Annotated in this window: 30 protein-coding genes and 1 pseudogene; 18 read left to right on the plus strand and 13 right to left on the minus strand. The window is 55.7% G+C overall.

Annotated features, from left to right (window positions below; translation table 11 throughout):
- The first annotated feature begins 13 nt into the window (after positions 1-13).
- Positions 14-1,240, plus strand: a complete 1,227-nt coding sequence (locus OHL20_RS22650; protein WP_263385579.1) for a zinc-binding dehydrogenase — start codon at positions 14-16, stop codon at positions 1,238-1,240.
- 149 nt (positions 1,241-1,389) lie between these two features.
- Here OHL20_RS22650 and OHL20_RS22655 read toward each other — a convergent pair whose 3' ends face one another.
- Together OHL20_RS22655 and OHL20_RS22660 are read right to left on the minus strand one after the other, a co-directional pair.
- Positions 1,390-2,241, minus strand: coding sequence for a zinc-dependent alcohol dehydrogenase family protein (locus OHL20_RS22655; RefSeq protein ID WP_263385580.1), 852 nt, complete (start codon positions 2,239-2,241; stop codon positions 1,390-1,392).
- 480 nt (positions 2,242-2,721) lie between these two features.
- Positions 2,722-3,129, minus strand: coding sequence for a TetR/AcrR family transcriptional regulator (locus OHL20_RS22660; protein WP_263385581.1), 408 nt, complete (start codon positions 3,127-3,129; stop codon positions 2,722-2,724).
- Between the two features lie 87 nt (positions 3,130-3,216).
- Between OHL20_RS22660 and OHL20_RS22665 the strand changes: the two genes are divergently transcribed.
- Positions 3,217-4,260 (plus strand): aldo/keto reductase, encoded by a 1,044-nt coding sequence (locus OHL20_RS22665; RefSeq protein ID WP_263385582.1) that lies wholly within the window; start codon positions 3,217-3,219, stop codon positions 4,258-4,260.
- Positions 4,261-4,416: 156 nt separating this feature from the next.
- Here the strand turns inward: OHL20_RS22665 and OHL20_RS22670 are convergent, their stop codons facing one another.
- Positions 4,417-5,148 carry an SDR family oxidoreductase gene (locus OHL20_RS22670; RefSeq protein ID WP_263385583.1) on the minus strand — a complete coding sequence of 244 codons (732 nt, stop codon included), beginning with the start codon at positions 5,146-5,148 and terminating at the stop codon, positions 4,417-4,419.
- Between the two features lie 147 nt (positions 5,149-5,295).
- Here OHL20_RS22670 and OHL20_RS22675 point away from each other — a divergent pair, with 147 nt between their 5' ends.
- Positions 5,296-5,907 carry a TetR/AcrR family transcriptional regulator gene (locus OHL20_RS22675; RefSeq protein ID WP_263385584.1) on the plus strand — a complete coding sequence of 204 codons (612 nt, stop codon included), beginning with the start codon at positions 5,296-5,298 and terminating at the stop codon, positions 5,905-5,907.
- Positions 5,908-6,149: 242 nt separating this feature from the next.
- Positions 6,150-6,929 (plus strand): type 1 glutamine amidotransferase family protein, encoded by a 780-nt coding sequence (locus tag OHL20_RS22680; protein ID WP_263385585.1) that lies wholly within the window; start codon positions 6,150-6,152, stop codon positions 6,927-6,929.
- 304 nt (positions 6,930-7,233) lie between these two features.
- Here the strand turns inward: OHL20_RS22680 and OHL20_RS22685 are convergent, their stop codons facing one another.
- A complete protein-coding gene (locus OHL20_RS22685; protein WP_263385586.1) occupies positions 7,234-7,416 on the minus strand; it encodes a nuclear transport factor 2-like protein in 183 nt (60 codons plus the stop codon).
- A gap of 98 nt (positions 7,417-7,514) precedes the next feature.
- Entirely contained in the window at positions 7,515-7,649 is a 135-nt protein-coding gene (locus OHL20_RS22690; protein WP_263385587.1) for a nuclear transport factor 2-like protein, read from the minus strand.
- Between the two features lie 181 nt (positions 7,650-7,830).
- Here OHL20_RS22690 and OHL20_RS22695 point away from each other — a divergent pair, with 181 nt between their 5' ends.
- Positions 7,831-8,397: a MarR family winged helix-turn-helix transcriptional regulator gene (locus OHL20_RS22695; RefSeq protein ID WP_263385588.1), complete on the plus strand. Its 567-nt coding sequence runs from the start codon at positions 7,831-7,833 to the stop codon at positions 8,395-8,397.
- 268 nt (positions 8,398-8,665) lie between these two features.
- Here OHL20_RS22695 and OHL20_RS22700 read toward each other — a convergent pair whose 3' ends face one another.
- Positions 8,666-9,574 (minus strand): LysR family transcriptional regulator, encoded by a 909-nt coding sequence (locus OHL20_RS22700; protein ID WP_263385589.1) that lies wholly within the window; start codon positions 9,572-9,574, stop codon positions 8,666-8,668.
- Positions 9,575-9,672: 98 nt separating this feature from the next.
- Here OHL20_RS22700 and OHL20_RS22705 point away from each other — a divergent pair, with 98 nt between their 5' ends.
- The 8 genes from OHL20_RS22705 to OHL20_RS22740 all read left to right on the plus strand — a co-directional run bounded on the left by OHL20_RS22705 (position 9,673) and on the right by OHL20_RS22740 (position 14,208).
- Positions 9,673-10,413 (plus strand): SDR family oxidoreductase, encoded by a 741-nt coding sequence (locus OHL20_RS22705; RefSeq protein WP_263385590.1) that lies wholly within the window; start codon positions 9,673-9,675, stop codon positions 10,411-10,413.
- 16 nt (positions 10,414-10,429) lie between these two features.
- The gene (locus OHL20_RS22710) at positions 10,430-11,329 is read left to right on the plus strand and encodes an SDR family oxidoreductase (protein ID WP_263385591.1); all 900 of its coding nucleotides are present in this window, start codon (positions 10,430-10,432) and stop codon (positions 11,327-11,329) included.
- 62 nt (positions 11,330-11,391) lie between these two features.
- On the plus strand, positions 11,392-11,862 hold the full coding sequence (locus OHL20_RS22715; protein ID WP_263385592.1) for an ester cyclase: 471 nt from the start codon (positions 11,392-11,394) through the stop codon (positions 11,860-11,862).
- A gap of 79 nt (positions 11,863-11,941) precedes the next feature.
- Entirely contained in the window at positions 11,942-12,151 is a 210-nt protein-coding gene (locus OHL20_RS22720) for a tautomerase family protein (protein ID WP_263385593.1), read from the plus strand.
- A gap of 75 nt (positions 12,152-12,226) precedes the next feature.
- The gene (locus tag OHL20_RS22725) at positions 12,227-12,559 is read left to right on the plus strand and encodes a DUF3861 domain-containing protein (RefSeq protein WP_263385594.1); all 333 of its coding nucleotides are present in this window, start codon (positions 12,227-12,229) and stop codon (positions 12,557-12,559) included.
- A gap of 27 nt (positions 12,560-12,586) precedes the next feature.
- Positions 12,587-13,021: a DoxX family protein gene (locus OHL20_RS22730; protein ID WP_263385595.1), complete on the plus strand. Its 435-nt coding sequence runs from the start codon at positions 12,587-12,589 to the stop codon at positions 13,019-13,021.
- A gap of 44 nt (positions 13,022-13,065) precedes the next feature.
- Entirely contained in the window at positions 13,066-13,836 is a 771-nt protein-coding gene (locus tag OHL20_RS22735; protein ID WP_263385596.1) for an SDR family NAD(P)-dependent oxidoreductase, read from the plus strand.
- Between the two features lie 177 nt (positions 13,837-14,013).
- Complete coding sequence (locus tag OHL20_RS22740; RefSeq protein WP_263385597.1) at positions 14,014-14,208, plus strand: hypothetical protein; 195 nt, start codon at positions 14,014-14,016, stop codon at positions 14,206-14,208.
- A 135-nt stretch (positions 14,209-14,343) separates the two neighbouring features.
- Here OHL20_RS22740 and OHL20_RS22745 read toward each other — a convergent pair whose 3' ends face one another.
- Together OHL20_RS22745 and OHL20_RS22750 are read right to left on the minus strand one after the other, a co-directional pair.
- The gene (locus OHL20_RS22745) at positions 14,344-15,219 is read right to left on the minus strand and encodes an alpha/beta fold hydrolase (RefSeq protein WP_263385598.1); all 876 of its coding nucleotides are present in this window, start codon (positions 15,217-15,219) and stop codon (positions 14,344-14,346) included.
- Between the two features lie 86 nt (positions 15,220-15,305).
- A complete protein-coding gene (locus OHL20_RS22750; protein ID WP_263385599.1) occupies positions 15,306-16,220 on the minus strand; it encodes a LysR family transcriptional regulator in 915 nt (304 codons plus the stop codon).
- A gap of 176 nt (positions 16,221-16,396) precedes the next feature.
- Between OHL20_RS22750 and OHL20_RS22755 the strand changes: the two genes are divergently transcribed.
- Positions 16,397-17,491, plus strand: a complete 1,095-nt coding sequence (locus tag OHL20_RS22755) for a Gfo/Idh/MocA family protein (RefSeq protein WP_263385600.1) — start codon at positions 16,397-16,399, stop codon at positions 17,489-17,491.
- 429 nt (positions 17,492-17,920) lie between these two features.
- Here the strand turns inward: OHL20_RS22755 and OHL20_RS22760 are convergent, their stop codons facing one another.
- Both OHL20_RS22760 and OHL20_RS22765 read right to left on the minus strand, forming a co-directional pair.
- A complete protein-coding gene (locus OHL20_RS22760; protein WP_263385601.1) occupies positions 17,921-18,514 on the minus strand; it encodes a nuclear transport factor 2 family protein in 594 nt (197 codons plus the stop codon).
- 48 nt (positions 18,515-18,562) lie between these two features.
- A complete protein-coding gene (locus OHL20_RS22765) occupies positions 18,563-19,204 on the minus strand; it encodes a CerR family C-terminal domain-containing protein (protein WP_263385602.1) in 642 nt (213 codons plus the stop codon).
- 388 nt (positions 19,205-19,592) lie between these two features.
- On the opposite strand from OHL20_RS22765, the gene OHL20_RS22770 reads away from it, so the two are divergent.
- Positions 19,593-20,633 (plus strand): amidohydrolase family protein, encoded by a 1,041-nt coding sequence (locus tag OHL20_RS22770; protein ID WP_263385603.1) that lies wholly within the window; start codon positions 19,593-19,595, stop codon positions 20,631-20,633.
- Between the two features lie 294 nt (positions 20,634-20,927).
- Here OHL20_RS22770 and OHL20_RS22775 read toward each other — a convergent pair.
- The 3 genes and pseudogenes from OHL20_RS22775 to OHL20_RS22785 form a co-directional block, all read right to left on the minus strand.
- Positions 20,928-21,728 (minus strand): annotated as a pseudogene (locus OHL20_RS22775) (aldo/keto reductase); the annotation flags it as partial.
- Positions 21,729-22,133: 405 nt separating this feature from the next.
- Positions 22,134-22,457 carry a YciI family protein gene (locus OHL20_RS22780; RefSeq protein ID WP_263385604.1) on the minus strand — a complete coding sequence of 108 codons (324 nt, stop codon included), beginning with the start codon at positions 22,455-22,457 and terminating at the stop codon, positions 22,134-22,136.
- Positions 22,458-22,594: 137 nt separating this feature from the next.
- Positions 22,595-23,053, minus strand: coding sequence for a hypothetical protein (locus OHL20_RS22785; RefSeq protein ID WP_263385605.1), 459 nt, complete (start codon positions 23,051-23,053; stop codon positions 22,595-22,597).
- A gap of 168 nt (positions 23,054-23,221) precedes the next feature.
- Here OHL20_RS22785 and OHL20_RS22790 point away from each other — a divergent pair, with 168 nt between their 5' ends.
- From OHL20_RS22790 to OHL20_RS22800, 3 genes are all read left to right on the plus strand, one after another.
- Entirely contained in the window at positions 23,222-24,382 is a 1,161-nt protein-coding gene (locus OHL20_RS22790; protein ID WP_263385606.1) for a carboxypeptidase-like regulatory domain-containing protein, read from the plus strand.
- Between the two features lie 290 nt (positions 24,383-24,672).
- A complete protein-coding gene (locus tag OHL20_RS25345; RefSeq protein WP_396272796.1) occupies positions 24,673-25,158 on the plus strand; it encodes a sterol desaturase family protein in 486 nt (161 codons plus the stop codon).
- A 119-nt stretch (positions 25,159-25,277) separates the two neighbouring features.
- Positions 25,278-26,735 (plus strand): ATP-binding protein, encoded by a 1,458-nt coding sequence (locus OHL20_RS22800; RefSeq protein ID WP_263385608.1) that lies wholly within the window; start codon positions 25,278-25,280, stop codon positions 26,733-26,735.
- The last annotated feature ends 148 nt before the right edge of the window (positions 26,736-26,883 follow it).

Consider the following 26,883-nt stretch of genomic DNA (forward strand, 5'->3'; position numbering starts at 1 on the left):
GGAGACCTCACACGTGCAGACCCAGATCTCGATCGGCAGCAACAGAAACTTTGCCATGAGCCAGGCCCTTCTCATCTACAAGGGGGATTCAAACAGGGAAGCTTTCGTTACCCTTCACCAGGTCGGCAAGCAGGCTCATTGCCCACCGACGCTCGGTCCGGCCGAAACGCTTACACAGGCTTTTCTCGATAGCCTTGTGCGCGCAGTGGGCGGCAACGCAGCTGTTGAAGTCCTTCCGGAGAACGTTCTCGCACGCACACAACATATGCTGGCGTGGTGGGTGCCGGCGAAGGCGCGACGGATGTTCTTCCAGCACGCGCAAGGTGTGCTCGACGACTTGAACGAAGCCGCTGCGCGGCGAACGCATCGCCTCGAGTGGGGGATTTCCCAGTATCCCGTTGTTCCAGGTCACGAGATCGTCGGAACAGTGGCGGCAGTAGGTTCTGCCGTTACCCGGCTACAGGTCGGGCAGCGTGTCGGCGTCGGTGCGCTTTGCGGCTCGTGCATGCAGTGTGAATGGTGTGAAGGCGGGGCGCAGCACGTCTGCGCCCAAGTTGTAGGCACAGTGATGGGCGAACACAAAGGAGGCTTCGCGTCTGTCGTTCGGGTGAACAACTGGCAGTTCGCTCACCCCTTACCCGATACGATTGCCTCCGAATACGGTGGGCCGTTGATGTGTGCCGGCACGACGGTGTTTACACCGATGATTCGCTATGGAGTGCGGCCCACGGACCGCGTTGCGGTCGTCGGCATTGGGGGTCTGGGTCACTTGGCGGTGCAGTACCTCGCCAAGTGGGGCTGCGAGGTGACCGCGATCAGTTCCACGCATGAAAAGGATGAGATGGCTCACGGCTTCGGCGCTACGCGCTTTATTGCCACCCGTGGCACGGATGAGCTGCAGAAGGCTGCGCGGTCTTTTGACTTCATTCTCTCCACGGTATCCGCAGACCTGCCTTGGGATCAATACATGACGGCTCTACGACCGCAGGGAAAGCTTTGCATCGTGGGCATTCCGGAGAAGCCGATCTCTGTGGTTTCCTGGAACCTCATTGGTGGAGAAAAGTCCATCGTCGGCGGTCAGCCAGGATCGATCGACGAGACGCAGCAAATGCTGGAATTCTCTGCAACGCATGGAGTGAAACCGATGATCGAGACATTTCCAATGCACGAGGCCAACGCGGCCCTCGACCATACTCGCAAAGGGAAGGCACGCTTCCGCTCCGTTCTCGTAGCGGAGTGACCATCTCCGGCTACGAAAGCGCTTCCCAGTTCTTCGGGAGTTTCGCCGCCTCGTTGGGACTCCTACCATGCGAGACATGGAACGTCTCATTACTGCTTCAGGGCATGTGACGGGCAGAGCGAAGGCGGCGAGTCGAGTAAAGTTATGCCTCAAGCAGTGATAACGACCTTGCCGACCTGCGTATTGGATTCGAGAAAACGATACGCGTCCGCTGACTGCTCCAGGGGAAACGTCTTTGCAATCTTCGGAACGAACCGACCGTCTTGAAATCGTTGGCGAAGATAACGCTGTCCTTCCTCAAGCACGGACTGTTTGCCCCGGACCTCATTAGTCGTATAGCCGCGCAGGTTGATCGCTTTTGCCAATCCCGCCATAAGTGGGTATACCGTGGGTTGTCCGGATAGTCCACCATACAGAAAGATGGTGGCGCCAGGGGATGCGGCCTCGGCCAGCTTTTCGACGTATGGGCCACCAACAGAATCAAACATCACGCGGGCTCCCTCACCGCCACTCATCTCGCGCAGGCGAGCGGGCAGGTCTTCCTCTTTGGTCGCGATGACGTAATCCGCGCCGAGTGCGAGCAGTTCCTGTCGCTTCTCCGACGTGCGTGTGGCAGCAATGGCCACAGCGCCTGCGTCTTTTACAATTTGGATTGCCGCCAAGCCCACGCCGCTGGAGGCGGCCGAAATCAGAACGAAGTCGCCCGTCTTAACTCGTGCATAGTGAATCAGAGCGCCCCAGGCCGTTAGATATGCAATCCAAATTGAGGCGCCCTGGGAGGGCGACAAGTTGGCAGGGTATTCGGCAACCGTAGACACCGGCACAATAGCCTCTTCGCCGAGCACGCCGAACTCGCCCTGCGAGAAACCGCCCATCGTGGATACTTGCCTGCCGATGAGGGCAGGGTCCACGCCCGGACCCACTGCTTCTATGGATCCCGCGGCTTCAAATCCAATGCGCGATGGAAGGGTTGGCTTGTCTCCGTAATAGGAGCTACGCATATACATCGCTTCGGAACGATTCAGGCAATCGCTTGCACACGCGCTTGACCTCATCTTTGCCGGACCGCCGCGATGGAGCATCCTCTAGCTGCAGATTTTCCGGGCCGCCAAACTCATGCAAACGAACAATCCTCGGCACAATTCCTCCTTTAGCCTTAAGATGTTTGCCGTTTTGCAAGGACTCTACTTTGTACCCTACCTATCAAAAGCAGCTTTACCGCTCGCATAATCGATCAGTCCCGTTATGTCGCAATAGCGGAACTCTGCTTCCCGGAGGCTCGATCTGGAGCAGCCCGGCCCTAACTGGCGTGAGCCGGCACGTATCGTTATGCGTCGTTTGCTCCCAAACCCCGAAAGGCAAGCGCAAGAAGTCTCCTGACGCGCGCTTCCCCAGACGGCGTTGGCGGGATGCGCCAGAAGAGTCCCACCAAGACCAGAAAGTCCTCGGGGTCCGTTCCGGCCCGCAGATGGCCTGAACGTTCACATGCTTGGATGAACTGGCGGACGGCGCCCAGCATCGGCGTGTAGATGTCCCGGACGCTCCTGATCCGATGTAGACGCATGGACGATGTCAGCGACTCCGTACTTCATCCTCCCGAACTTCGCGAAGCGGTCACACCAGGTGCGAAAGGCGTGTAGGGGCGGGTGCCTGGCAAGCAGTGTAGGGGCAAGAGCTGCCAGTATGTCGATCTCATTGCGATATACGCCAAGCACCAAAGCTTCGCGGCTGGGAAAGTGACGATAGAGCGTCCCTGCACCGACCCCAGCCGCTTTGGCGATCGAGTTGAGTGAGGCCGCAGGATCAGCAGCCAATGCATCGCGAGCGACCTCCAAAATGCGATTTTTGTTTGCCTTTGCGTCCGCGCGAAGAAGATCGTCGCTTGCCATCACCCTCCTTGACTAAACGGAGAGTTCTCCGTAAGCTCCATTGTAACCGGAGAGTTCTCCCTTTTGCATTTCCGGTTCGGAGGGTCTATGCGATACAGGAAGCTCGGTCACACAGGTCTTGACGTCTCGCCCATCTGCATTGGCTGCATGGGCTTTGGCGATCCTTCTCGCGGCTACCCGGCTTGGTCGCTCGACGAGGAAGCCAGTCGATCCTTGATTCGGCACTCTACCGAAGCGGGGATCAACTTCTTCGACACAGCAAATATGTACTCCAACGGCAGCAGCGAGGAGATCGTTGGCAGAGCATTGAAAGAATTCAGTAACCGCGATAGCGTCGTCATCGCGACCAAGGTAGCTCCCCCCACGCACAACGGGCCAAACGCCATCGGATTATCCCGCAAGGCGATCATGGCGGAGATCGACGGTAGCTTACGGCGACTTGGCACAGATTACGTCGATTTGTACCAGATTCATCGACGCGATCAATCGACTCCTTGGGAGGAAACGTTGGAAGCCCTTCACGATCTTGTGAAAATGGGCAAAGTGCGCTATCTCGGTGCTTCCTCCATGAAGGCCTGGGAGTTCAGCAAGGCGCTTCACTTGCAGAAAACTAACGGCTGGACGCGTTTCGTGTCCATGCAGGACAACTACAATCTCCTTGCGCGGGAAGAAGAACGCGAGATGCTGCCGCTATGCGCCGATGAAGGCGTCCAGACGATGGTCTATAGTCCGCTTGCCCGTGGCAAACTCGCGCGTCCGTGGGGTGAATCGACTGCCCGTGCGGAAGCTGAGCTTGCCGGCGCCAGGCAAAACGAGGCAACGGCCGCCAGCGATCAGAAGATCGTCGAAGCGGTGGCTGCGATTGCAACGGAACGTAGCGTCGGCCAGGCGCAAGTAGCCTTAGCTTGGCTGCTTCGCAATCCCGTCATTGCGGCACCCATCGTCGGCGCGTTGAAGACGAAGCACATAGACGACGCGGTCGCAGCACTCGACATCCATCTGACCGATGAAGAGGTCGCGAGACTCGGTCAGTCTTATATCCCCCGTGTCGATAATCAAGGTTTATCCGATCCGGCAATCCTGCATCGCGGCATGGAGGCCACGACGGGGTTCAAAGTGAACGCCGCTTAGGATGTTTCGACAAGAGCCGCGTGTCATTCAGGTGCGATCCGCCCGTAGAGCATCCATCTGATCTGTACGAGAAGCCGCAATCTGGGAAGTTGGCCGGATCAGGCCGAAATTCTTTTGATGCTGAGATCTCCAATCCGCTTTCGGGTTAGGAGTGGTCTAGGGCTGTGCCTTGGAGCGAAGAGTGACCTCGCCAATGTTGACGCCTTCCGGCTGCTCAAGAACATAGGCGACCGCGCGTGCTACAGCTTCAGGAGACATCGCAAATTTTGCACCGGCCTTCTGAAGCTGTTCCTTGAGTTCCGGGTTTCTAACATGCTCGCTGAACGCCGTGTCTGTAAAGCCCGGCAGAATGGTGCTTACCCGAATGTGACCGGCGAGCTCTTGTCTTAGGCCGTCCGAAATAGCCAGCACAGCTGCCTTCGTTGCGGCGTATACCACCTGGTTGGGAACCGTTTTGCGAGCCGCAGCAGAAGCTGTGTGGATGAAGTGACCTGAGTCTTGTCGACGGAAAACAGGCAATGCGGCGGCGATACCGAACAAAACTCCCTTGATGTTCACGTCGACCATCGTTTCCCAATCATCGACCGCGAGATCGTCGAACGGCCCAATAGGCATCGCACCTGCGTTGCTGAAAAGAACATCAAGTCGCCCAAAACTCTGCTGAGCAAGCCCTACAAGGCTCTGGAGATCCTCGCGCCTGCTCACATCCGTCACCCGGTATACGGCTTGGCCTCCGGCAGCCGTGATCTCTTCTTTCAGCCTCGCTAGTCCGTCTTCATGCCGCGCGCCGAGCACCACCTTCGCCCCGCATTCGGCCAAACATAACGCTGTAGCCCGTCCGATACCGCTGCTCGCGCCGGTTATTGCAATGACTTGCCCGCTGATCATATTTACTCTGATGTGTTCCACAGTTCTAGGGTTCAATCTTTGCCCCCTTGCAAGGCATTGAAAAGACGGCCGCCACAAAGGCTCCGAGCTGTGAATTGCTCGTGCAACGCATCGACTTCAACCCAAGGCGCCGACTACTATGGAGAAATGGCTCGGAAGGAACCAACCTCCCGCAACAGCGCGGCAAAGACGCACCTCCTTGACACGGCGCAGCGTATCGTGGGGGCGAAAGGCTTTTCAGGTGTAGGTCTTAACCAACTTTTGGGTGCCGCCTGTATTCCAAAGGGCTCATTCTATTACTACTTTGCGTCCAAAGATGCTTTCGGGAAAGACCTGCTCGAGCACTACTTTGAAAAAGATCTTTCACAAATCGACAAATTCCTATCGGAGCCTGGTCGTACCGCCCGGGAACGGCTAATTGCATATTGGCGCTCCTTTCGAAAAAACCAAGAGCACGACGATCCTGACGGGAAGTGTCTGGCAGTGAAACTCGGCGCTGAGGTCTCCGACATGTCGGAAGGTATGCGACTCGCGTTGAAAGCCGGGACCTCGGCTATCATCTCTAGACTCGCTCGCATCCTCAAAGAGGGGATGACTGACGGTTCGATCGTGATCTCCGGAAGTCCTGGGGCAACCGCCTTGACGCTCTATCAATTGTGGATGGGTGCAAGCGTCATGGCAAAAATCTCACATGATCGTGGTGCGTTCATTCATGCAAATGCAACGACCGAGCGAATCCTGGCCGGCGAGGCCCTCTAAACCTAACTCGGCCAATTCCTAGCCAAACCGTGCACGACTTCCGGTGCGTTATATCCAAACACTTGCTTTCTGTAGACAGTCGGTCTATAACCTTGTAGACGACTGGTCTACTGCAAACTGGACCCAGCTCATTTTGCATCCAAGTTTCGCAGTCAAGCCGTTGCTGTCCGTTGACTGCCATCGATCAGTGAACAGTACGCTTGCACGTCCGCGTACCAAACTAAAGACAAAGGAGTACGTCCATGTTCAACACGCTCCCTCGGAAAGCGCTCATTTCCGTCAGCAGCTTTCAAGGTTCCATCTTTCCCGATGGATCCAAGACCGGTGTATTTTTCACTGAGGCTCTACACCCCTACCAAGTATTGACGGCGGCAGGTTTCGAGGTGGATTTTGCCTCTGAAACCGGCTCGTTTGGTTTTGATGAGTTCTCTCTTACGCCGCCTTTCTTGGCGGGAAGCGACAAGGCCGTGTACGAAAATGCGAATAGCCCGTTCATGGTCAAGCTCACGTCACACTGTATGAAGGCGTCCGAAGTAAACAGCGGACAATACGGACTGTTCTTCGCCTCCGCTGGGCATGCCGCACTTTACGATTACCCGCAGGCTAAAGGTCTGCAGGCCATAGCCTTGGATGTCTGGAATCGTGGTGGCGTTCTTGGTGCCGTTTGCCATGGGCCGGTGCTGCTGCCGGCGATCATCGATCGCAAGACCGGGGAGTCTGTCATCGCGGGTAAAACGGTGACGGGATTCACAACGGAAGGGGAGATGGTTCTGAACCTTCTCGAACGGCTGAAATCAGATGGCGTCTCGACTGTAACGGAAGCTGTCTCGAAGGTTGGAGCGGATTACAGTTCGCCTATGTCTGCCTTTGACGATTACTCTGTGACTGCTGGCCGCATCATCACCGGTACCAATCCTGCCAGTGCTCGCAGCGCTGCGGAAAGATGTGTCGAGCCTTCAACAATCCATCCGAGGGCCTGCTCAAAAGATTTCTGTCGTAGCACACCGGAGAGCCTGAGTTGAATCGAATAGCCCGGAGACTGCCGATTATCTCCGGACTATTGCATATGGCAGAGCACTCAGGCAATTTAGAGGCACGCGTGTCGCTCATGAAAATCACCGGGGATCGGTTCCGACAATGCGATTTATGGTATCAATCCGACCCAATGATGAGTGTATTTGCGATTTCGCTTCAATCCAGAGGCGCTGGCAACGATAACGGCGTTCCCAGGTGCCTGACAGAACCGATATGGCAGAACGGGCCCTCTGCAAGGACTTAGGCGGCCTTGTTGTTCTGTGAGGATGAACTAGCCGATAGCCAAACCCGCTATTTGGCGTATATCACGGGGTTGGCGTACTCGTAGCCTTCTGCAATCTTGCCGTCTCGGACTACAAATTTGAATACATAGACGTTGTTATATGCAGTGCCGTCCTGAGCGATGTAGTCGCCCTTGGACTCGACAAAGACGGTGCTGCCGTCGGTGCTCAGAAAATACCTGGGTTCAAGCATCTTGATCTGCTTGAAACACTCCAAGACCTGACCTTGGTACTTAGTGACGGCTTCTTTGCCCTCGTAGGTGAACCAGTTTTCTTGTTTGCCTGACGCAGCTAGGGAAAGATATACACCGCGTCGTCGCTGAACAGATCCATGGTTGCGTCGAGGTCATGGCGTTCTTTGGCCGCAAACAACGCTTTCGCCAGATCGAGTGCCGTGTTCGACATTTCCTGCTTTTCATAGCCCATATTGTTTTCCTTTCAAGATGATGTTTGGACGCCAAGACAGCCTTAGCGCAACGCCGGCGGCAATCTCGGCAGCTGCGGTGGCAATACGGTAGGCCAACTCCCGGTCATGTTCGTCTCCAATAGGAACTGAAACGTCATTCCGTGTAACGTTCACAAAGGAACAGCGAAGGTCCATGTCCGAATGAAGAAAGCAAACAACGCGAGCAAGACCGGCCAACGTTCCAACTCTATGGGCGACCCAGGCAACGAGTTTGTCAACATGTTGACAGATCCCCTCGAAACCCTCAACGACGATGCTCGCCGCTTCCGGCGTTTCACCCGCGCTGTCTTCGCCGCGCATGCCGCTGTGCTGAAACATGGGGATGCAATGAATGCGCGATATCAGCAAAGCGCCGCGCGATGGAGAGTGCTCATACGAGTCGGGTTGGGTGATGTTTCCGCGTCGGCTATCGCCAAGGTGACCGGCTACTCGCGTCAATCCGTGAACAGGCTCTTGGCAGAGTTGCAAACAGAGGGTTTGGTGCGCACATCGGCAGACCTTACGGATCTGAGGAGGTTACGGCCTCAGCTCACGAAAAAGGGCCGGGAAGTGCTGATTGGAATGGAGTCCGGTTTCAATGTGTGGGCTGAGGAACTGGTAGTTCGGTTAGAAGCATCACGCCTTGAGCAAACCTCCATGTTCCTTGAAGAAGCTGTAATCCTTTTGCAAAGGGAGGAAGAGGCCGCGAAGGAAAGGGGTGTCCACTGATAGAAGTCAGTTCAATGATTTCGTCGCTATAGGTGGCGTTGGAGGGATTCGAAGGTTCTCACTTGACGCCGGCCAATGCAATCACCTAAGACGACGGAACTGCGTTAGTCCCGGGAAACGCGTTTCTGGGAAGTTGGCCCCGCTCCTTCAGTGCTCTGCATAGCGTGGCATCCGAAGTGGTCTCATTTAAACGGCAAGCCAGGCTGAATAGTAAATCTGAACTTTGCTTAGGGTCTGGATCGAGATGAGGTTCTTGGATAATGCAACGTCACAGAGCCTCAGCCACCTGACGAACGGCATTGCGTAGCCAGATATGGGCAGCATCGCTGTTCATTCTTGGATGCCACCACATGAAGTAGTCGAATCGGCTCATTGGTTTTGGCGCTTTCAGGTATCGCAGCGTCGTATTCGTCCCTTCCAGGGGGATCATCCGTTTCGGCACAGTAGCAATCAGGTCTGTCCCCTCCACAGCTCGCAAGGCCACCTTGAAGTAGGGCACGGTGAAGGCTACCCGTATCTTGAGCCCGCTCCCCACGAGACGACGCTCGACTTCGGTCTGCATGCCATTGCCGATCGAAATGGCGATATGTCTTGCTTCCAAGTACTCAGCCAATGTGAGTTTGCTGTCATAGGGCCTTCCGCGGTCGAAGACGCAAACGAACTCTTCCTCGTAGAGAAGCTGACGCTGGTACTGCATTGGAAGTCGGCCATCATCCGGACCAAGGAGCAGATCCAGTCTCCCGCGGCTAAGGTCATGCAGCGTGTTGTCGTGGAAGGGTAAGAACTCTAATGACAGTTCGTTTCCCGCTGCTGCAATAAGTTTCAGCAAGGGCATCCCGGTCAGATGCGCAGCATAGTCAGTACCTGCCACTCGGAAGTGCATGGTCTCCTGAGAAGGAACGAAGTCGCCGCCTGTTAGCAATCGGTCGATGCGGGGGAGGGTCGTTTCCAGCTCTTGCAACAGAAGCTGCCCCTTGGGTGTGAGCTCATAGCTTCCGGAAACCCGAACGAGCAGGTCGTCTTTGAACATGTCCCGCAGTCTGCCCAGTGCCCGCGTCACAGCGGGTTGGCTTAGCAAGAGACGACGGGCGCCGCGGGACACACTACGCTCCTCGGCCAGTACCTTGAAGACAACGAGGAGGTTCAAATCGGCTTGGCGTAGCTGCGTTATATGCATAGCTACTATCAGCACAATGCATGACGTGTATGAAAGTCAAGTCGCATCGAATCACCCATGCGCCGCAAGGAGGTGCTTAAGGACGACCAGGAGGAAATATGGCAAAAGCAGAGGCAAAAACAGCAATCGTAACGGGAGCATCTGGTGGCATCGGGCGTGCTGTAGCGAAGCGGCTGGCGCAGGATGGCTTTTCGGTGGTGCTCAACTATTCAGGGAACGCAGACAAGGCCGAACAGGCCGTGAACGAGATCAAAGCTGCCGCAGGTCAAGCAACAGCGATCAAAGCCGACCTAAGCAAGGAAGACGAGGTCGCGAGCCTGTTTGAGCGGAGCCTTTCCAAGCTCGGGCAGGTCGATGTTGTGGTGCACAGTGCGGGTGTAATGCCGCTCTCTCCCATCATCAAGAATGACGTGAAGCAGTTCGACGAGGTGATTGCCACTAACCTGCGGAGCACCTTCCTGGTGCTCGCTCAGGCGGCCCAACACGTTGCCGACGGGGGCCGCATCGTAGCCCTCTCCAGCAGTGTGATCGCGAAATCGACACCTACCTACGGGGCTTACATTGCCTCGAAGGCTGGGGTCGAGGGCTTAGTGAAGGTGCTCGCGGGGGAACTCCGAGGTCGCAACATCAGCGTGAACGCCGTCGCTCCTGGACCCGTGGCAACGCCGCTGTTTCTAAAGGACAAGACTCCAGAGCAGATCGCCCAACTCAGCAGGATCGCGCCTTTCGAGCGGCTCGGAGAGCCGGAGGATGTTGCCCGGGTGATTTCTTTCCTTACGGGTCCTGACGGCGGTTGGATTAACGCTCAGGTCGTTCGCCCCAACGGTGGTTTCGCCTAAGAGAGAGGGATTTTCCATGAAAGAAGTCATTCTAATCACTGGGGCATCGAGCGGATTCGGTGCCCTCACTGCTCGCGCTCTTGCTGGAGCGGGGCACATCGTCTACGCCAGCATGCAGGACCTCGGCGGCAGGAACGCTGACAAGGTCAAAGAGCTCGATCAGTTCGCCAAAGAGAGAAGTCTTGACCTCCGCGCAGTCGAGCTGGATGTGACCTCCGAGAAGTCGGCGAACAGCGCGGTCGAATCGATCCTGAAAGACCAAGGACGACTCGACGTCATTGTTCACAACGCAGGTCACATGGCCTACGGACCGGCTGAAGCCTTCACCACGGATCAGTTTGCGAAGCTCTACGACATCAATGTTTTGGGGACACAGCGTATCAATCGCGCCGTTCTTCCCCAACTGCGCAAACAAGGCCGAGGCCTGCTGATCTGGGTAGGTAGCACCAGCACGCGCGGTGGTACCCCGCCTTATCTTTCACCATATTTCGCGGCGAAGGCTGCCATGGATTCGCTCGCTGTCAGCTACGCCGGCGAAGTAAGTCGCTGGGGCATCGAAACCTGCATCGTGGTGCCTGGCGCGTTTACGAGCGGTACCAAACACTTCGCTAACGCCGGGAAGCCGGAGGACAGCAAGCGAGTAGCCGCCTATGAAGCCGGTCCGTACAAAGGATTCGGCGACTCTACGTCGAAGGCCCTTGCAGCGACTGTTCCACCCGATGCAGACGTCTCCGAGGTGGCCAGGGCCATCGCCAGGGTAGTAGGACTGCCCTTCGGTCAACGCCCGTTCCGCGTTTACGTGGATCCGGCGCAGGATGGCGGCGAGGTGGTTGGCGTGGTCGCGGACCGTATCCGAGCGGAATTTCTCCGCAGGATCGGTCTCGAGGACCTGATGACTCCCGCGAAACGTCCGTAGACCCACAAACCATAACCTGCGCTCCATCACGTCTGAGTGCTCACGCAACCGGAAAGGACCTCATGCCGCAACAGACGCTTACACAGTCTTCTACGCTCACGGAGAAGGAACTTCATTCCATCGAAACCTTCTATCGCGCCTTCACCGACCACAATCCCGATCTACTCGACTCGGTCTGCACTCCTGACTGGCAGGACATTCCGCTCGCGCCTGGTCAGGCGGCAGGACCAGACGGCCTCAAAGAGCAGATTACGTCGGTCTTTCTCTCTGCATTTCCCGATCTGAAGATCGTCGTGCACGAGATCGTTGGCTCCCCAGGCCGTGCGGGAGTTCGTGCCAGCATTACCGGAACGCATCTCGGCGAAGTCATGGGAGTTCCCCCAACGGGCCAATCTGTGTCCATCGCCCTGCACGAGTTCCACCACCTTGAGGATGGTTTGCTCACCCACACCTGGCATCTTGAGGATTGGTTCGGCATGTTCAACAGGCTTGGTGTCTGGCACCCGCCCGCGCCAGCCTCGAGTCAGAACTAGTGAATGCACGACAGCCCATCCGGTCCGCCGGTGACAGCCGGCTCACGACCATAACCCGCTAACACAACAGGAGAAGACGATGCCTTACGCGAATTTCAAGTTTCCGCAGGGAACGCTGAACGCCAAACAAAAGGAAGAGATCATCCACAAAACGACCAACCTCTTTGCTGAGTATTTTGGCGAGGGCGTTCGCCCGTACACCATGGTTCTCGTCGACGAGGTGGTCGACGGTGGATGGGGTCGAGCCGACGAGACACTCACCCTCGAAAAGATGCAGGCGAAAAAGTAGATCATTCGCAGAAGAACAAGTACGTCAGCCGGGAGCTAGCCTCCCGGTCTGACGTCCACTTGGACCGGAGACAGGATGTATAACTACCGCATCACGCTCGAATGGCTAGAATCGACCACGCAGTCGCAGACTCCGCAGGAACGCACAATACAGTTTCAGGTGCCGAACCACGATGATCTTCTGAAGATTGTGAAAGCTGTTCGCTCGAAAGGAATTATGGACGCAGACAAGTCTGCGGCACTCGCAGTCGGTCTAAAACTATTTTCTGAGATCGTGCTGGAAAAGCGCAATGACCCGCTTTTCGCGCCGCTCTGGGAGCCGATCCGCTTATTCACCGGACAGCTCAAGGCATTTCAGGCCAGCGGACTCGCAGAACAAGACCGTGATCGAGTGGCGGATCATTCCTAACCCGCTTAAGGGTTTGCAGGAGGAACTATGGATGTACGGTCCATTCTTGCAGTGAGTAAGGCCAGTTATACGACAAACCTCGGCCTGCTCTTTCTCCGAGTGTCTTTTGGACTCAGTCTCTTCGTGAAACATGGCTTCGAGAAGATAACCAGGTTCGGCCGGATGGTGGCGGGGTTTCCTGATCCGTTTCACATCGGCGCACCCCTTAGCCTCTCCATCGCCACAGCGTCCGACGTGTTTGCGGCTGTTTTCTTGGTCATTGGCTTTTCTACTCGCCCCGCCGCATTCTTTGTCGCCTGCAACATCCTGGTCGCATGGCTCTTTGTGCATCACGGAATGTTCTTTGGCAAAGATGCGGACCACGGGGAAGTATGTGTTCTGTACATCTGTGGTTTCGTCTCCGTCCCACTGTGTGGACCGGGCAGGTATAGCGTCGACGCCCTGCTCACAGCCAGGTTTTAGCAACCCAAACTTTGCGCCAACATTGACCCTTTCAGGACTTCACTATGTCGACATCACCGCTCGCCGTTATCACTGGCTCTTCCTCTGGGATCGGCCTTGAGCTGGCAAAGCTTGCAGCCAACGATGGATACTCGCTCATCCTGGCGGCCGACACGCCGTTCGATGACGCTATCACCCAGATCACAAGTCACAACGTCCAGACACTGAATGCTGATCTCTCGACCTCAAACGGGATTGCAGAATTGGTCACGTTGGTGGGCGACCGGCAGGTTGACGTCCTCTGCGCCAACGCCGGTCATGGTCTTGGCAAAGCGTTCCTGGACGAAGACTTTCAAGCGATCAGAGGCGTGATCGGCACCAATATTACTGGAACACTCGAGCTGCTTCATGCGGTGGCTGGACGCATGCAGGCCCGAGGAACCGGACGTATTCTCCTGACCGGTTCCATGGCCGGCTTCATGCCCGGGGCCTATCAGGCTGTCTACAACGCTTCGAAGGCTTTTATCAACAACTTCAGCTACGCGCTCCGCAATGAACTTAAGGATTCTGGTGTGACCGTCACCTGCCTGATGCCTTCGGTCACCGATACCGAGTTTTGGGAGCGCGGTGGAACGTTGGACACCAAGGCAGGATCTGGAGAGAAAGGTTCTCCCGACAAGCCAGCTCTTGCCGGCTGGGAAGCCATGAAGGCAGGCAAAGACGAAGTTTCTCCAGGTTTAGGACATACGATCGAAAAAGCTGCGCTAAAGGTGATGCCAGCAGAAATAGCGGCAGAGATGAACGCGAAGGATTTGAAGCCACGACCTGCTAGGTAGAATCAAGCCGCCCTCAGCAGGTTCAAGTTTTCGGCCCGGAGTAGATGGCGTGCACTATGCCGTCAATACCAACTACCTCTACGGCTCGTCTACGGCAAAAAAATCTTAACGAGGGTCAAGGTCGACCCTGCGACACTCAAACCGGCAGGCACACCCGAGTTGGTCGTGGCTGGCTGCATGGATGTTGACTTCTGCATTGATGAGGACGCCGAGGTCAGTTATCTGGCAACCCGTCGTCAGAATACGATTGACGTCGTTTCCATGGACCCGGGTCTGAATAGCGGCTTTACGCAAAGCGTCGCTGGAGATCCATTTACGGAGGACCGGATTGGCCCGTCGAGCGGAGCTTGGCGGCGCGGTTCTGGTGACTAGGGCCGCGCTGCCTACTTCATCATGGACGGGGGACCGCATCACCCCCACCTGATGGCATTCCAAGGCCGGCCAAACTGTTCAGGGTTGATCTTCAGCCCATGACCAAGTCTTTCCCTGGTACCGGTGCTTGACGCCTCAGGCGCCTTCGCGAAGGAAGTGCAGAAGTTCGTCTGTGAGACGCTCCGGTTGCTCTTCTGCCAGATAGTGGCCGCATCCCTCGATCATAACGGCTCGCAAATGTTCGACCAGCGGGCGGATCTCGCCTTCCAGATCGGCACCGAAACTCGCGGCTCCGCCAACGGTGAGCACCGGCATCGATAGCTTTGTCTTGGCGTTTACTCGGTTGTGCTCTGCATCGATCTTGTGAGCGCGGAAATGAGCGATGCCCGCTCGCAGCGCACCGGGCGCGGCAAGCCGGTCTGCATAAGCGTCCAGCACGTCATCTTCTAGAGCGGCGGTGTTGTACGCCTGCTGCCGCATAAAGTGCCGGACGAACATCTTCTCGCGACCGGTAATCAGGGCCTCTGCAAGGCCGTTCGGTGCTTCGAAAAGTGGAAGGTGATACATGCGGGGATACCTGTCAGCGTCGTAGAGCTTTTCGAGACCGAGTCCCGGGAGAGCCGCCTCCATTAGCACTAGGCGTTTAACCTTGGAAGGATAAGCGCAAGCATAGGCGTAGCCGACCATCATGCCAACATCATGACTGACAAGGTTAATGGCTCCAAACCCAAGGTGATGTATGAGCTGGTGAACATCCTCGGCGACGGTGCGCTTGTCGTACCCTCCATCCGGTCGATCGGAGTCCCCGAAGCCACGCAAGTCGGGCGCAACAACGGTATAGTGTTCTGCTAGTCGGGGCATGACCTTGCGCCACGCAAGCGAACTCTCAGGAAAGCCGTGCAGGAGAACTACCGGCTCGCCGGAGCCCGCCATACGGTAGTACATCCGGATGCCGTTGACGTCGGCTCTGCCAAAAGTGGTCTTCAAGCAATTTGGGTTCTCGGTTTCCATATCCATTCCTTTCCTCGGCAAGTTTGAACTGTGCGCTTACATAAGCTCGGCGTACCGGATGCTTCAAAGAGTGACTGGTACGAAGATCATGGCCTAGGCTTCTCAACGTGCTTCGCAAAGAGTTCTCGGGCAAGGAGCGTCAGATTCTTGGCTGCCTCGGATGTCTCGCCCCGCCGGACAGCGACGACCGTCTCCATGGTGATGTCAGCAGCCGGCCTTAGTCGTTTGTAATAGATTCGTTTGGGATGAATGTTGGTCATGTATGTGGGGACAAACGTCACGCCGATTCCGGACGCGACAAGGTTTAGTGCCAGCATAAACTCGGGAACAGTTTGCGCGATGCGTGGAGTGACGCCCCACTTTCCGAAAGCCGCTATGAGTGCCGATTCCAAGGAGTGCACTGTGTTGCCATGAGAAATAAGGAAAAATGGTTCATTATGCAAGTCTTTAAGTGACACCGCAGCCTGACCGCTCAATGGGTGTTCGCTCGAGAGAGCCAGTAACATGTCTTCCTTGTAGAGCGGATTCAACGTGAGATCCTCCGGATCGGGAAGAGGACACATAAAAGCCACGTCGATGACATCGTTTCTCAGGTCGGAAGCCAAACCTGGCGATTGGTGTTGCGTGAACGACAACTGAACACCTGAATAGCTTTGACGAAAGGCATTGAAGACACCCGCCAGGATTGGATTAAAGGAAGCTCCTTCTGTTACTCCGATTCTCAGAGCGCCGGTCTCACCTCTTGCAAGCTCGCTAGCCTTAAGACAAGCGTTATGCAAATTCTCCAAGAGAGCTTCTGCCTCCTGATGAAAAAAGCCGCCCGCTTGCGTGAGCTTTATTCCTCGACCATTTGGCAGAATGAGCTGAAAACCCAGGTCCCGTTCCAGCAGGCGGAGCTGCTGGGTCAGAGCTGGCTGCGCCATCTTGAGTCGCTTGGCTGCTTTGGTGACATGCAACTCCTGAGCGACCGCACAGAACGATCGCAAGTGTCTCAATTCCATAAAGACCGTCTCCGCTTGATCTCATTACGCGGTTTCATTTCATAGTTCTGGACGTATGAATGTCAAGGTGCTCAAATATTGGACGGGAAGTTCCACGCGAAACACAATGAAATAAGCCGATCGGCCTTGGAGAAGGCGGCTGCACGACTCATTCATGTTGTTTGAAGGAGAATTGTATGGCGAAGATCCTTAGAGTTGGTGTTATCGGTGCGAGTTTGGACCGTGGATGGGCCAATAAGTCGCATCTTCCCGCACTTAGATCGATGAGGGGTGTAGAACTGGCTGGTGTGAGCGGTCGCACGCAGCAGGCTGCGGATACAACGGCGGCGACCGTCGGGGCGACACGGGGATTCAAAGACGTGGACAGCATGATTGCGGACCCATCCATCGACCTCATCACTGTCGCCGTCCGCGTTCCGGCCCATCGAGAACTGGTTCTTAAGGCTCTGCATGCCGGCAAGCACGTGTATTGCGAATGGCCGCTCGGTAGAAATGTTCAAGAAGCGGAAGAACTTCGTGACGCAGCCAAATCGGCAGGCGTGCATGTTGCCATTGGGCTACAGACGAGAATGAATCCCGCGCTTCGGAAAGCCATGGACTTGATCAAAGTCAGTGCGCTTGGACGCATTTTGAGCGCACGGATGTACTCCGGCACGGTCGCGTTCGGTGCTACCGAGAGTGAGTCAGATTCATATCTGGAGAATCCTGAAAATGGAGCGACGCACCTTACGATCCATGGCGGCCATGCAGTGGACGCAGTTGTCGCGCTCCTCGGCGGCTTGGATGTGCTCGACGCACTTGGGACCATTCAGTACAAGAAGATTGACGTAGAGAAAGGAAAGCGCGTGCTGGAGCGCACCATTCCCGATCACCTTCTGATCCAGGGCAGTCTCATTGCAGGGGCGGCTGTGGGGATTGAAGTCGATGGCGGCAGGCAGCCGGGAGATACGCGCTTCCGATTTGAAATCAGCGGGGAGCAGGGATCTATGACGCTCGAGGGCGGCGCTGCAGTCGGGTTTCAGGCTGGGCGGTTGGCCCTGTTAGTGAACGGCGAGCGTCAGGTGGTCGACGAGGGAGACCTTGCGTCCCTTCCTGAGGCGGCGGCAAACGTTGGCGCCATGTACGCGGCCTTGCGCGATGACATTGCCGATCATCGCAGGTCCGTACCCAATTTCGACCATGCAGTGACGCTTACGCGAATTCTTAGCGCCATCGACCGGTCCGCGCACCTTGGCCAGCGTGCCCGACGTGCTGATTGGCCCGAGCACTGATTATCGCCACTATCGGCTTGATCACTGTGCCATGCGCGGTTGCGTAGACCAAAAATACCTATTAAGGCAACCGTTCAGTCAATCGCATCGGGTCTCCGTGAACGCACCTTCACACCGGACGTTACTAGCGCTCACTAGTCGTAGAAAGAAGGCGAAATGTTTGAAGAGCCGCGGGAAAAGCACCGCGCACCTTTGAGTCGCACGTCGTCGATCAGGCGCTTCCGCGCGTCGACGACAGGCTGAAGGTAACGAGTGGGACGGCAAATCTAGTTCTTCCTTCTTCTGTCGCATAGTGAGTAGTATGTTCGCAATGGGCTACATCAGTCTTGAAACTCCGCCACTCATTCCGGGCGCTCGCAGCCCATCCATCAGTACCTCGACTAGCCGGTAAGCGCCTGTCTTCCACTGTTGTGCCCAGTATCGTCCATGCTACGCACCAAGCCACTGGCGCTCTGAGGCATAAAGCGTTTCCACGGTTTCGGGCCGGTCGATACCTGGGAGATCGTCCCGAACAGCATTGCCCAGAAAGTCCAGAACGTAGCTCAGGTAGCGGTAAGAGAGCCTGTACCCGGCGAGCTTCGTGTCGTCCAACGTAAGAACTTGACCGGGATTGCAAGCGATGAGCGAGTCCCTTACGTAGTAGACACGCAAACCTGCTATAAGCCACTGGTCTCCGGTCGACCGTGCAGCACGCCAGAGAAGGTGAACATGGCCGGCCTGATTTACGTCGATACCATCGAGTTGCGAAAAGTTCTGAAGCACGCATGGCATATCGACGATGGCACGAGTCCCATTAAGTGTCACTGTCGCGGGACTCAGTTGGTGGAAGTTAATAGAGTCGGGGCGGATGGTTTTCTTTGTTTGCTCGATGAACTGAGACCCGCTTCCTTGAAACCAGGAGACTTCGACAGTCGACTCGGGATGCCAGTAGGATGCCATTTCGTCCCAGTGTCCTCCGTCCCGCGCAATCCGCTCACTACCGATCATATCGACGATCAACATCTTCTCAACCTGCTCAGTCATGACCATTGAACCTCTCATAATCTCAAATTCGTACTTCATCAAACAGCGTTAGCGGGACTGAAAGATAGCATCGACTTCATCTCGAAGCCCCACAAGGATGGCCTCGACAACAGACGGCGTAAAGCTTTTCCAACCCATTATTCCTAACGCGGACCTCCTCACGGCACGGAACGCCAGTACTCGCCCGACGAGCATGAATGCCTGAAGCTTCACGGCTTGTCCAGCTGGCGGCAGGCTGCGCAAGATGCCGATGAGCCGGCATGCCGTTTTCATGAGACGCTTTTCTACAAAGTCAGACAGAGAGTGTTGTGCCTCTGTCGGATACAGCTGCTCATGCACGACCAACGCCATCCAGTCCGCCCGGTTTAGAAGCAGGACCTTCGCGTGAACTCGCAGTAGGTCCTGTAAGACTTCTAGCGCTCTGGCATGAGACATCGATATATCCCTCAGCGCATCGGTTGCCGCAGCCAGAACAGGGCTAAGTTGCCTCTCCATCTCTTCGGAGATCGAACTAAAAACAGCCAGGTATAGACCTTGCTTAGAACCGAAGTGGTGGGCGATGGAAGGCAAAGTGGTGCCGGCCGCGTTTGCGATCTCCCTCGTCGAGACGCCATCAAACCCACGCTCACTGAACAAGCCGGTTGCAACATCGAGCAATTTTGCGTGCGTCGTTCTTCCTCGCTCGTTCACGCCATTGACCCTCCGGGTCGGAATTGTGTCCTAATAATTCTATCGCTCGATACATTAATGGTGCTAACGCTTGGCTATGGTCTTGCACCTCTAGAGTAGATGCGCTCTCTTTTACATATCTATCGTACGATATAATTATCTCAACAGCGGTTGTTCATGCTGCGGAGAGCTGCCGATGAATGCGCAAGCACCTACTGGGATGATCGTGGACCTCGCATCAGAAGACCCTTCTACGCATCATCTAACCGAGGGTAGAAGCCGACGAGGGTTCTTGAAATCCGTCGCCGCCTTTGCAGCTGCGGCTGTCGGTTGGATTTCGACGAGCGATGCAGGAGCAATCGGAACCCCCCAAACGATCCATCTAACAGACTCAGTACAAGGAAATCTCATGCCCCTGGAAATCATTTGTCTTGAAGAACACACGGTTGACGCGGAGATTGCAAAAGCCACGAGATCCGCGGCGCTGAAGGAAGCTCCTTATGCTGGCGACGTTAACTCGATATACCACGATGACTCCGTTGCACAACCGACCGACCGACCGCGCTTTGTGGAATCAAAAACGGCGTTTCGCCTTGCAGGCCGATCGATTGCGGATCGGCTTCCCGCTATGGATCAGGCGGGCATCGACATGCAGATTGTGTCGTACAGCAACGCCACGCAGGATGCACCGCCGACGCAGGCTACCTCGCTGGCGCAGGCTGCCAACGACCGTCTTGCCGATGCCGTTCGAAAACATCCGAGTCGTCTTGGCGGTTTCTGCACACTTCCATGGCAGGATACCCACGCTGCAGTCCGCGAGATCGAACGCTGTGTGCAGCAGCTGGACCTTCGCGCAACCCTACTCATCGGTCGCCCCGGTAAGAGCGTCTTTCTCGAAGAGAAGCAATTTGAGCCCATCCTTGCAAAACTGGCGGAATTGGATACACCGCTCTACATTCACCCCGGGGCACCTCTCCTGCAGGTTCAGCAGCCCTACTATGGCGGTCTGAACAAGGAGGTCACGGCCCGGCTATCTTTATTTGGCTGGGGATGGCATCACGAAGCAGGAATCCAGGTGGTGAGACTGATCCTGTCCGGTGCGCTTGATCGCCATCCTAAGCTGAAGATCATCAGCGGACACTGGGGTGAGATGGTTCCTTTCTTCCTGCAGCGGCTGGATGACATGATCCCCCAGGGAGCGACTGGCCTGCGGCGGACGATCACGCAGACCTATCGCGATCAGGTCTGGGTCACGCCGAGCGGCATGCTGAACATGCCACACTTCAACTTCATCCGCGAGACGCTTGGCTACGAGCGCATCATGTTCTCCGTGGACTATCCTTATCTCACGATGACCGGAGCGCGTTCGTGGCTTGAGCATCTGCCTGTCGCGGACAAGGAACGCGTCGCCATCGCAAGCGGTAACGCAAGGAAGCTCTTCCGCTTGTAGCACGCTCTTGCCGCGTACGTTCGATCGAAATCCGTACAAACGCCATGGTCGGAAGCCGAATGAGCAAGAAGCGTACCCAATCGAAATGAAATCTCAGGGAGTACAAGCATGACCGATCAATGCTTACCGGCGGTTCCAGAGAGTATAAAGCTGCACGTTCTGCAAATCCCCGGCTGTGAAACGGTATTTCGGCGGCAACCTTCCGACAATGCGATTTCCTCGGTATCGATGATCTGGAGTTCTACAAAGCCGCTGGTCGCACGCGAACGGCCCGCGGCCTTTTATTGAAACATCCTAAGCGGCGTTCACTTTGAACCCCGTCGTGGCCTCCATGCCGCGATGCAGGATTGCCGGATCGGATAAACCTTGATTATCGACACGGGGGATATAAGACTGACCGAGTCTCGCGACCTCTTCATCGGTCAGATGGATGTCGAGTGCTGCGACCGCGTCGTCTATGTGCTTCGTCTTCAACGCGCCGACGATGGGTGCCGCAATGACGGGATTGCGAAGCAGCCAAGCTAAGGCTACTTGCGCCTGGCCGACGCTACGTTCCGTTGCAATCGCAGCCACCGCTTCGACGATCTTCTGATCGCTGGCGGCCGTTGCCTCGTTTTGCCTGGCGCCGGCAAGCTCAGCTTCCGCACGGGCAGTCGATTCACCCCACGGACGCGCGAGTTTGCCACGGGCAAGCGGACTATAGACCATCGTCTGGACGCCTTCATCGGCGCATAGCGGCAGCATCTCGCGTTCTTCTTCCCGCGCAAGGAGATTGTAGTTGTCCTGCATGGACACGAAACGCGTCCAGCCGTTAGTTTTCTGCAAGTGAAGCGCCTTGCTGAACTCCCAGGCCTTCATGGAGGAAGCACCGAGATAGCGCACTTTGCCCATTTTCACAAGATCGTGAAGGGCTTCCAACGTTTCCTCCCAAGGAGTCGATTGATCGCGTCGATGAATCTGGTACAAATCGACGTAATCTGTGCCAAGTCGCCGTAAGCTACCGTCGATCTCCGCCATGATCGCCTTGCGGGATAATCCGATGGCGTTTGGCCCGTTGTGCGTGGGGGGAGCTACCTTGGTCGCGATGACGACACTATCGCGGTTGGAATTCTTTCAAGCCCCTGCTTGCCAAGCACCAGCCTCTGCGCGCCTTTCGTACCTGGTGTGTCACTTCGCCAGATTTGGGAGAATGAAGTACGGAGTCGCTGACATCGTCGATGCGGCGACATCGGGTCAAGATCTCCAAGAGACCTACACGCCGATGCTGGGCGCCGTACGCCAGTTCATCCATGCCTATGAAGGGTCGGGCAATATCCGGGCCGGAACTGACCTCGAAGATTTTCTGGTCTTGGTAGGACTCTTATGGCGTATCCCCCCAACTCTGTCCGGTGAAGCGCGAGTCAGGAGACTTCTTGACCTTGCGTTCCGTGGGTTGGGCGCAAACGATCAGTAACTGTAAACGCCTCTCACGCCATTTGGTCTTTCCCCACAAGCTGGGAATTAGGAGTAGGGTTTCGCTTGAATGGGATCACTCATTTTTATCGGCACTTTGACCGGTGAGACCACAACAGGGCTAAGAGCCCGAAGCTTCCAACTCACACTGACATCCGCCGCAACAAACGGATCGCCTTTGACGATCTTCTCCGCCTCTTCTATCGTCTCGACTTCGAGTATCCACAATGCTCCAGACTCGTCATCAAAGGGCCCAGCGGCCCGCAGTAGGCCATTCTCAAGGAAGCTTTGTCTATATACGAGGTGCGCAGGCAAAGTTGCTTTGATCTTTTTCTTGTCCTGAATGTATTCGATGATTGCTGCGATCTTCATTTTTGTTGCTCCGTTTCTTGACGAGTATTTCGGCTGTGGCAGGTTGCAGGATCAAATTGATCCCATGTTCGCGCTCTTTCGAATCGAGGGCGTTCAGGCCAGCGAAGCCCCCTGGGAAGCAAGCGCAATTGGTGTCGTCAGCCCTTTGCCTGAGCCGAAGAGTTCGTGAAGCTTACATGGTGCCCCATGAACACGGTCGTGCACAGCAAATAAACGACGAGGGCTGCCGCAGAACTCTTTGATTGCGACGTGGCGTGGTAGAGCGTGGTGTTGAAGTTGATCGCCGCAAGAACGGTGAGCGCCAAGGCTACAAAGCACTTTAACAATAGCAATATGCCCGCGATGGCTTGAAGGAAAGCGACCTTCACCATGTAGGGAAGATCCAGTAAAGCTTCCATGTATTGCTTCGCCACAAGGAGAGTAGCGGAAGGGTGGTAGACCAAATCGAGGAAAGCGTTAAGGCCTCCCCACGTCATAAGGAAGTCAACAAGATAGCAAACTATGGTGATGGCTACTCGCTCAACTGTTGACGAAGGGACCGATGTCGGATCAGTTTCCACTTGACCGGGTGTCTTGAAGTTTTCAGCGGTTTCCATCTGCTTAACCTAGTGCGTTAAGCATCGGTGCGCCGTCAACGATGGTATGGATTTGTAGCCGAGCGTAGACAAGTTCGCACAGGCACTCCGACTCATACTCCTACACTTGCTTACACGAACACACGAAGTCTGACCGCATACCTCCTGTTCAACGACTAACGTCGGAACATGAACGCTCTGCACGAAACGAAGAAGAAGACCAGAAATTCTGTCCTAGCGAACGAGCGGCGTCAGTTCGTAGTCCTCCCGTTCAGCCTTTGTCTGTTCATTCTTGCAACTGTCATTCCTGCGGATGCTCAACAACTGGCCGGTACACGTACGGCAATCAGCACCGATCTCCCGGACGCCCCGCTGCCTGAATTTGGTTTGCAAAGCGTTCCATCCACCACGCAAACAGAAGGACAAGGGACCATCTTGGGCGTGGTGCTTGATTTGAGTGGAGCTCGCGTTGTTGACGCTAGGGTAACGCTCAACACTGCCAATGGCGTCCAAGTGCAGACTTTGCAGTCGAGGGATGACGGCGCTTTTGTGTTCAAGGCTGTTCCACCGGGCTCCTATCAGGTAGTGATTGACGCTAACGGTCTTGAGCCGTTTACCTCTGCTCCCATCGTTCTCGGAGCTGGGCAAGTCTACGAGATGCCGAGAGAACTGCTGGCCATTGCCTCAACGAGCACATCGGTTGAGGTTCGACCGACTGAGGAGATTGCTGCCGAGCAAATCAAGCAGGAGGAAAAGCAACGGATTCTGGGTTTCGCGCCAGCCTTTTATGTGAGCTATGTCAAAGATGCAGCCCCCATGACCACAAAGCAGAAGTATTCCCTTGCCGCGCATGACACTCTCGATTGGACTTCCTATATAGGCGTCAGTGTGGCCGCTGGTATTGAACAAGCAAGCAATACACACCCCGGATATGGACAGGGTGCGGCTGGCTACGGCAAACGTTGGGCGGCACAGTTTGGCGATGGGCGTTCCAGTGACTTTCTAAGCCACGCGGTCTTCGCTTCCATGTTTCATCAAGATCCCCGCTACTTCTACCAGGGCACAGGAACGACAAAATCGCGTTTGTATCACGCCTTGAGCAGTGCCTTTGTCGCTCGAAGCGACAGCGGAAAGACGATGCCGAACTATTCTTATCTTCTTGGAACAATGGCATCCGGCGCCCTCTCGAACGCCTATTATCCTCATGCGGATCGTGGGGTCGGTCTCGTCTTCACAACTGCCGCCATCGGGATCGGTGGACGTGCTGCTCAAGCAGTGCTCGAAGAATTTGTGAGCAAGAGGATTACAAAGAACGCGCCCAAGTCGATTCCGGCTGGGCCAACACCATGAACGGCATGCAACACTTCCGACCCCATCCCGGCCTGCTTGCGAGTTGCTGAACGGTGATGATCCTCGACGTTGCCTGTACCCGCCTTCAAGTGGCCGAAGACGGCAAGAAGATTCCTCTAAGGAAATGCAGAGTGATGAGAGTCAAACGGAAGCAAAGCCTAATTGCAAATATCGGGGACACTGGCTCTATCACGCGGCGTGTTGCGCAGGCTGTCTCGGAGAGCCGTCTCAACTATTGGGCCTCTTACGTGACTGACTTCACGTGTCCTCTGCTGTTCGGATATTTAGGAATGAGACACCACTGGAACTGGTCCTCTGTCATATTCAGTTTCTTATCTGGCTGGATCGTATTCAGCCTGATCGAATACTCGGTTCATCGCTGGCTTCTTCATGCTGGGGAGGGGCTCCTCTTTCGCCTTCATGAGAGTCACCATCATCACCCTGAAGAGCCTTCAGCCTTCTTCTTTGCTACGAGCATCGTGGTACTGACACTGGCCTGGCTGCTCCTCGACCGGGCTCTCCATCTCGACGGCGCATCCTTTTTTATCTGCGGTTTCGCGAGTGGTTACTGCTATTTTGGACTTCTTCATCACCTCGAACACACGACCCGGATCAATCGGATACCCTTTCGATGGCTGCAGAAACGATGGGCGGCTCATAGCGTTCATCACCGACTGGATCATCATAACTTTGGAGTCATCACGTCTTTTTGGGACCTTGTGTTCAAGACACATCAAAGCAATAAGAAGCGGGAGCGGTCGGAAGTCGTTCCATAAGCGCGAGCACAACCGATGTTTTCGCAGGCGGGAATCTCCTAAACCTTAGTCGATGGACATTCAGTAAAATTGGGTAGACGTGAGCAGCCAATGCTCGACTCGTTGTCATAGGAGGCGCTATGCTGGATAGCCTCATCAATCGAAGTACAGCAATTTTAGGGCACGTTCCAAGATCGCGCCTGTTCTTCAAGATCTTCGGCTGGTTCTGGCTCACGACGATAGCAATCCATGTAGCCTTTTCTTTCGGCAGTGCGCTCACCGGTGTTCACGTCGTTCCCCAAGGTAATATGTACGCCACGGTTGCCCCGCTGCTGGCGGCCGAAGCTGTCGATACTTTTGAGGCCGGGGGAGCGCCTGCCTTTACTCAGTTCTCTGAACACAATTTCAGCGCGAATCAGGGAGTGCTTTTCCTCCTCAATGGGTTCTACGCGGATGTGCTGGCGAGACCTCTTCCTACTAATGGAGTTCGAGTCGCGAAAGAAGCTCGCCTGGGGCAGTTGACCATCTTCGGACCGCATCTTGCTGCCTATAGATGTCTCAGCCGCTCAGGTCGTCCCTATACTCTTCTGCTCGCAATGCGAGATGGGCCTGGTCAGTTTCGCGAGATTTGGGGTCTTTCCGCCTTGTGGTTCGTGGCTGCAATCGGAGCCGTGGTGACGATGCTCTGCTGGTGGCTCACCTACCACATCGTCTCTCCAGTACATCAGATTCAGGCTGCGGCACGGGACGTGGCCCTCGGAAACCTCAGTGCCCGAGTCGCGCCGGCAGTACATCGGCGAGGAGACGAGCTTGCTGCTTTGGCAAGGGACTTTGACGGGATGGTATCCCGGCTGGAATCCCTTATTCGGTCGCAGAAGTCTCTGCTCAATTCTGTTTCGCATGAAGTGCGGTCTCCTTTAGCTCGCATCACACTTGCCGCCGAGGTTCTCCGTGATGGCCCGGTCTCGGAAGAGGAGAATGCTTTAGCTCATCTCGACCGGGATGTAAGCCGATTGGACATTCTGATGGGTCAGCTGCTCACGTTATCGCGCCTCGATGCGGGTCTCGGCTATGGGGAACGCGAGAGCCTCGATCTTGTACAACTGGTAGAGGAAGTTGCTGCGGATGGGGACTTTGAGGCGCGGGCGGATGGAAAACGTGTTCTGTTCCGTTCGAGCTTGGCACGGCTCGACTTGCCCGCAAATGCATCTGCGCTGCGAAGTGCTGTTGAAAATGTCGTTCGCAATGGGATCCGGTTTTCGGAGACCGGTGCCGAGGTCTTGGTAGATCTCCAGGTCGTAAATCGATCCATAGCCAAATGCGTTCAGGTGCGCATACGTGATCACGGGCCTGGCGTGCCGGACGACTATCTTTCTGCGATCTTTCAGCCATTTTTCCAGATCAAGAACGCTTCTGTCTCACAGGTTGGCAATGGTCTTGGGCTGGCCATCGCTTTTGAAGCAGTCCGAATGCACCGTGGCTCTATGCTTGCGACGAACCTGTCTCCGTCGGGCTTGGAAATTATGATGGAGTTACCTTTAGATCATGCATCTACCGCGGCGCATACCCTCATAGGGAAGTCTTCGACACGCAGCTAGAACCACCAAAACCTACAAATCATGACGAATCTGATCACATCCTGACGGCACTCTAGGGTGCATGGGTTGATGCTAGTGATTGTCGGCTCGCGCCTGCCTTCCTTGCTCACTTTATGCCAGAAGAAGTAAGAAGGAGAATCACAAACTA

It is taken from the genome of Granulicella arctica (assembly GCF_025685605.1).
Lineage (GTDB): Bacteria > Acidobacteriota > Terriglobia > Terriglobales > Acidobacteriaceae > Edaphobacter > Edaphobacter arcticus.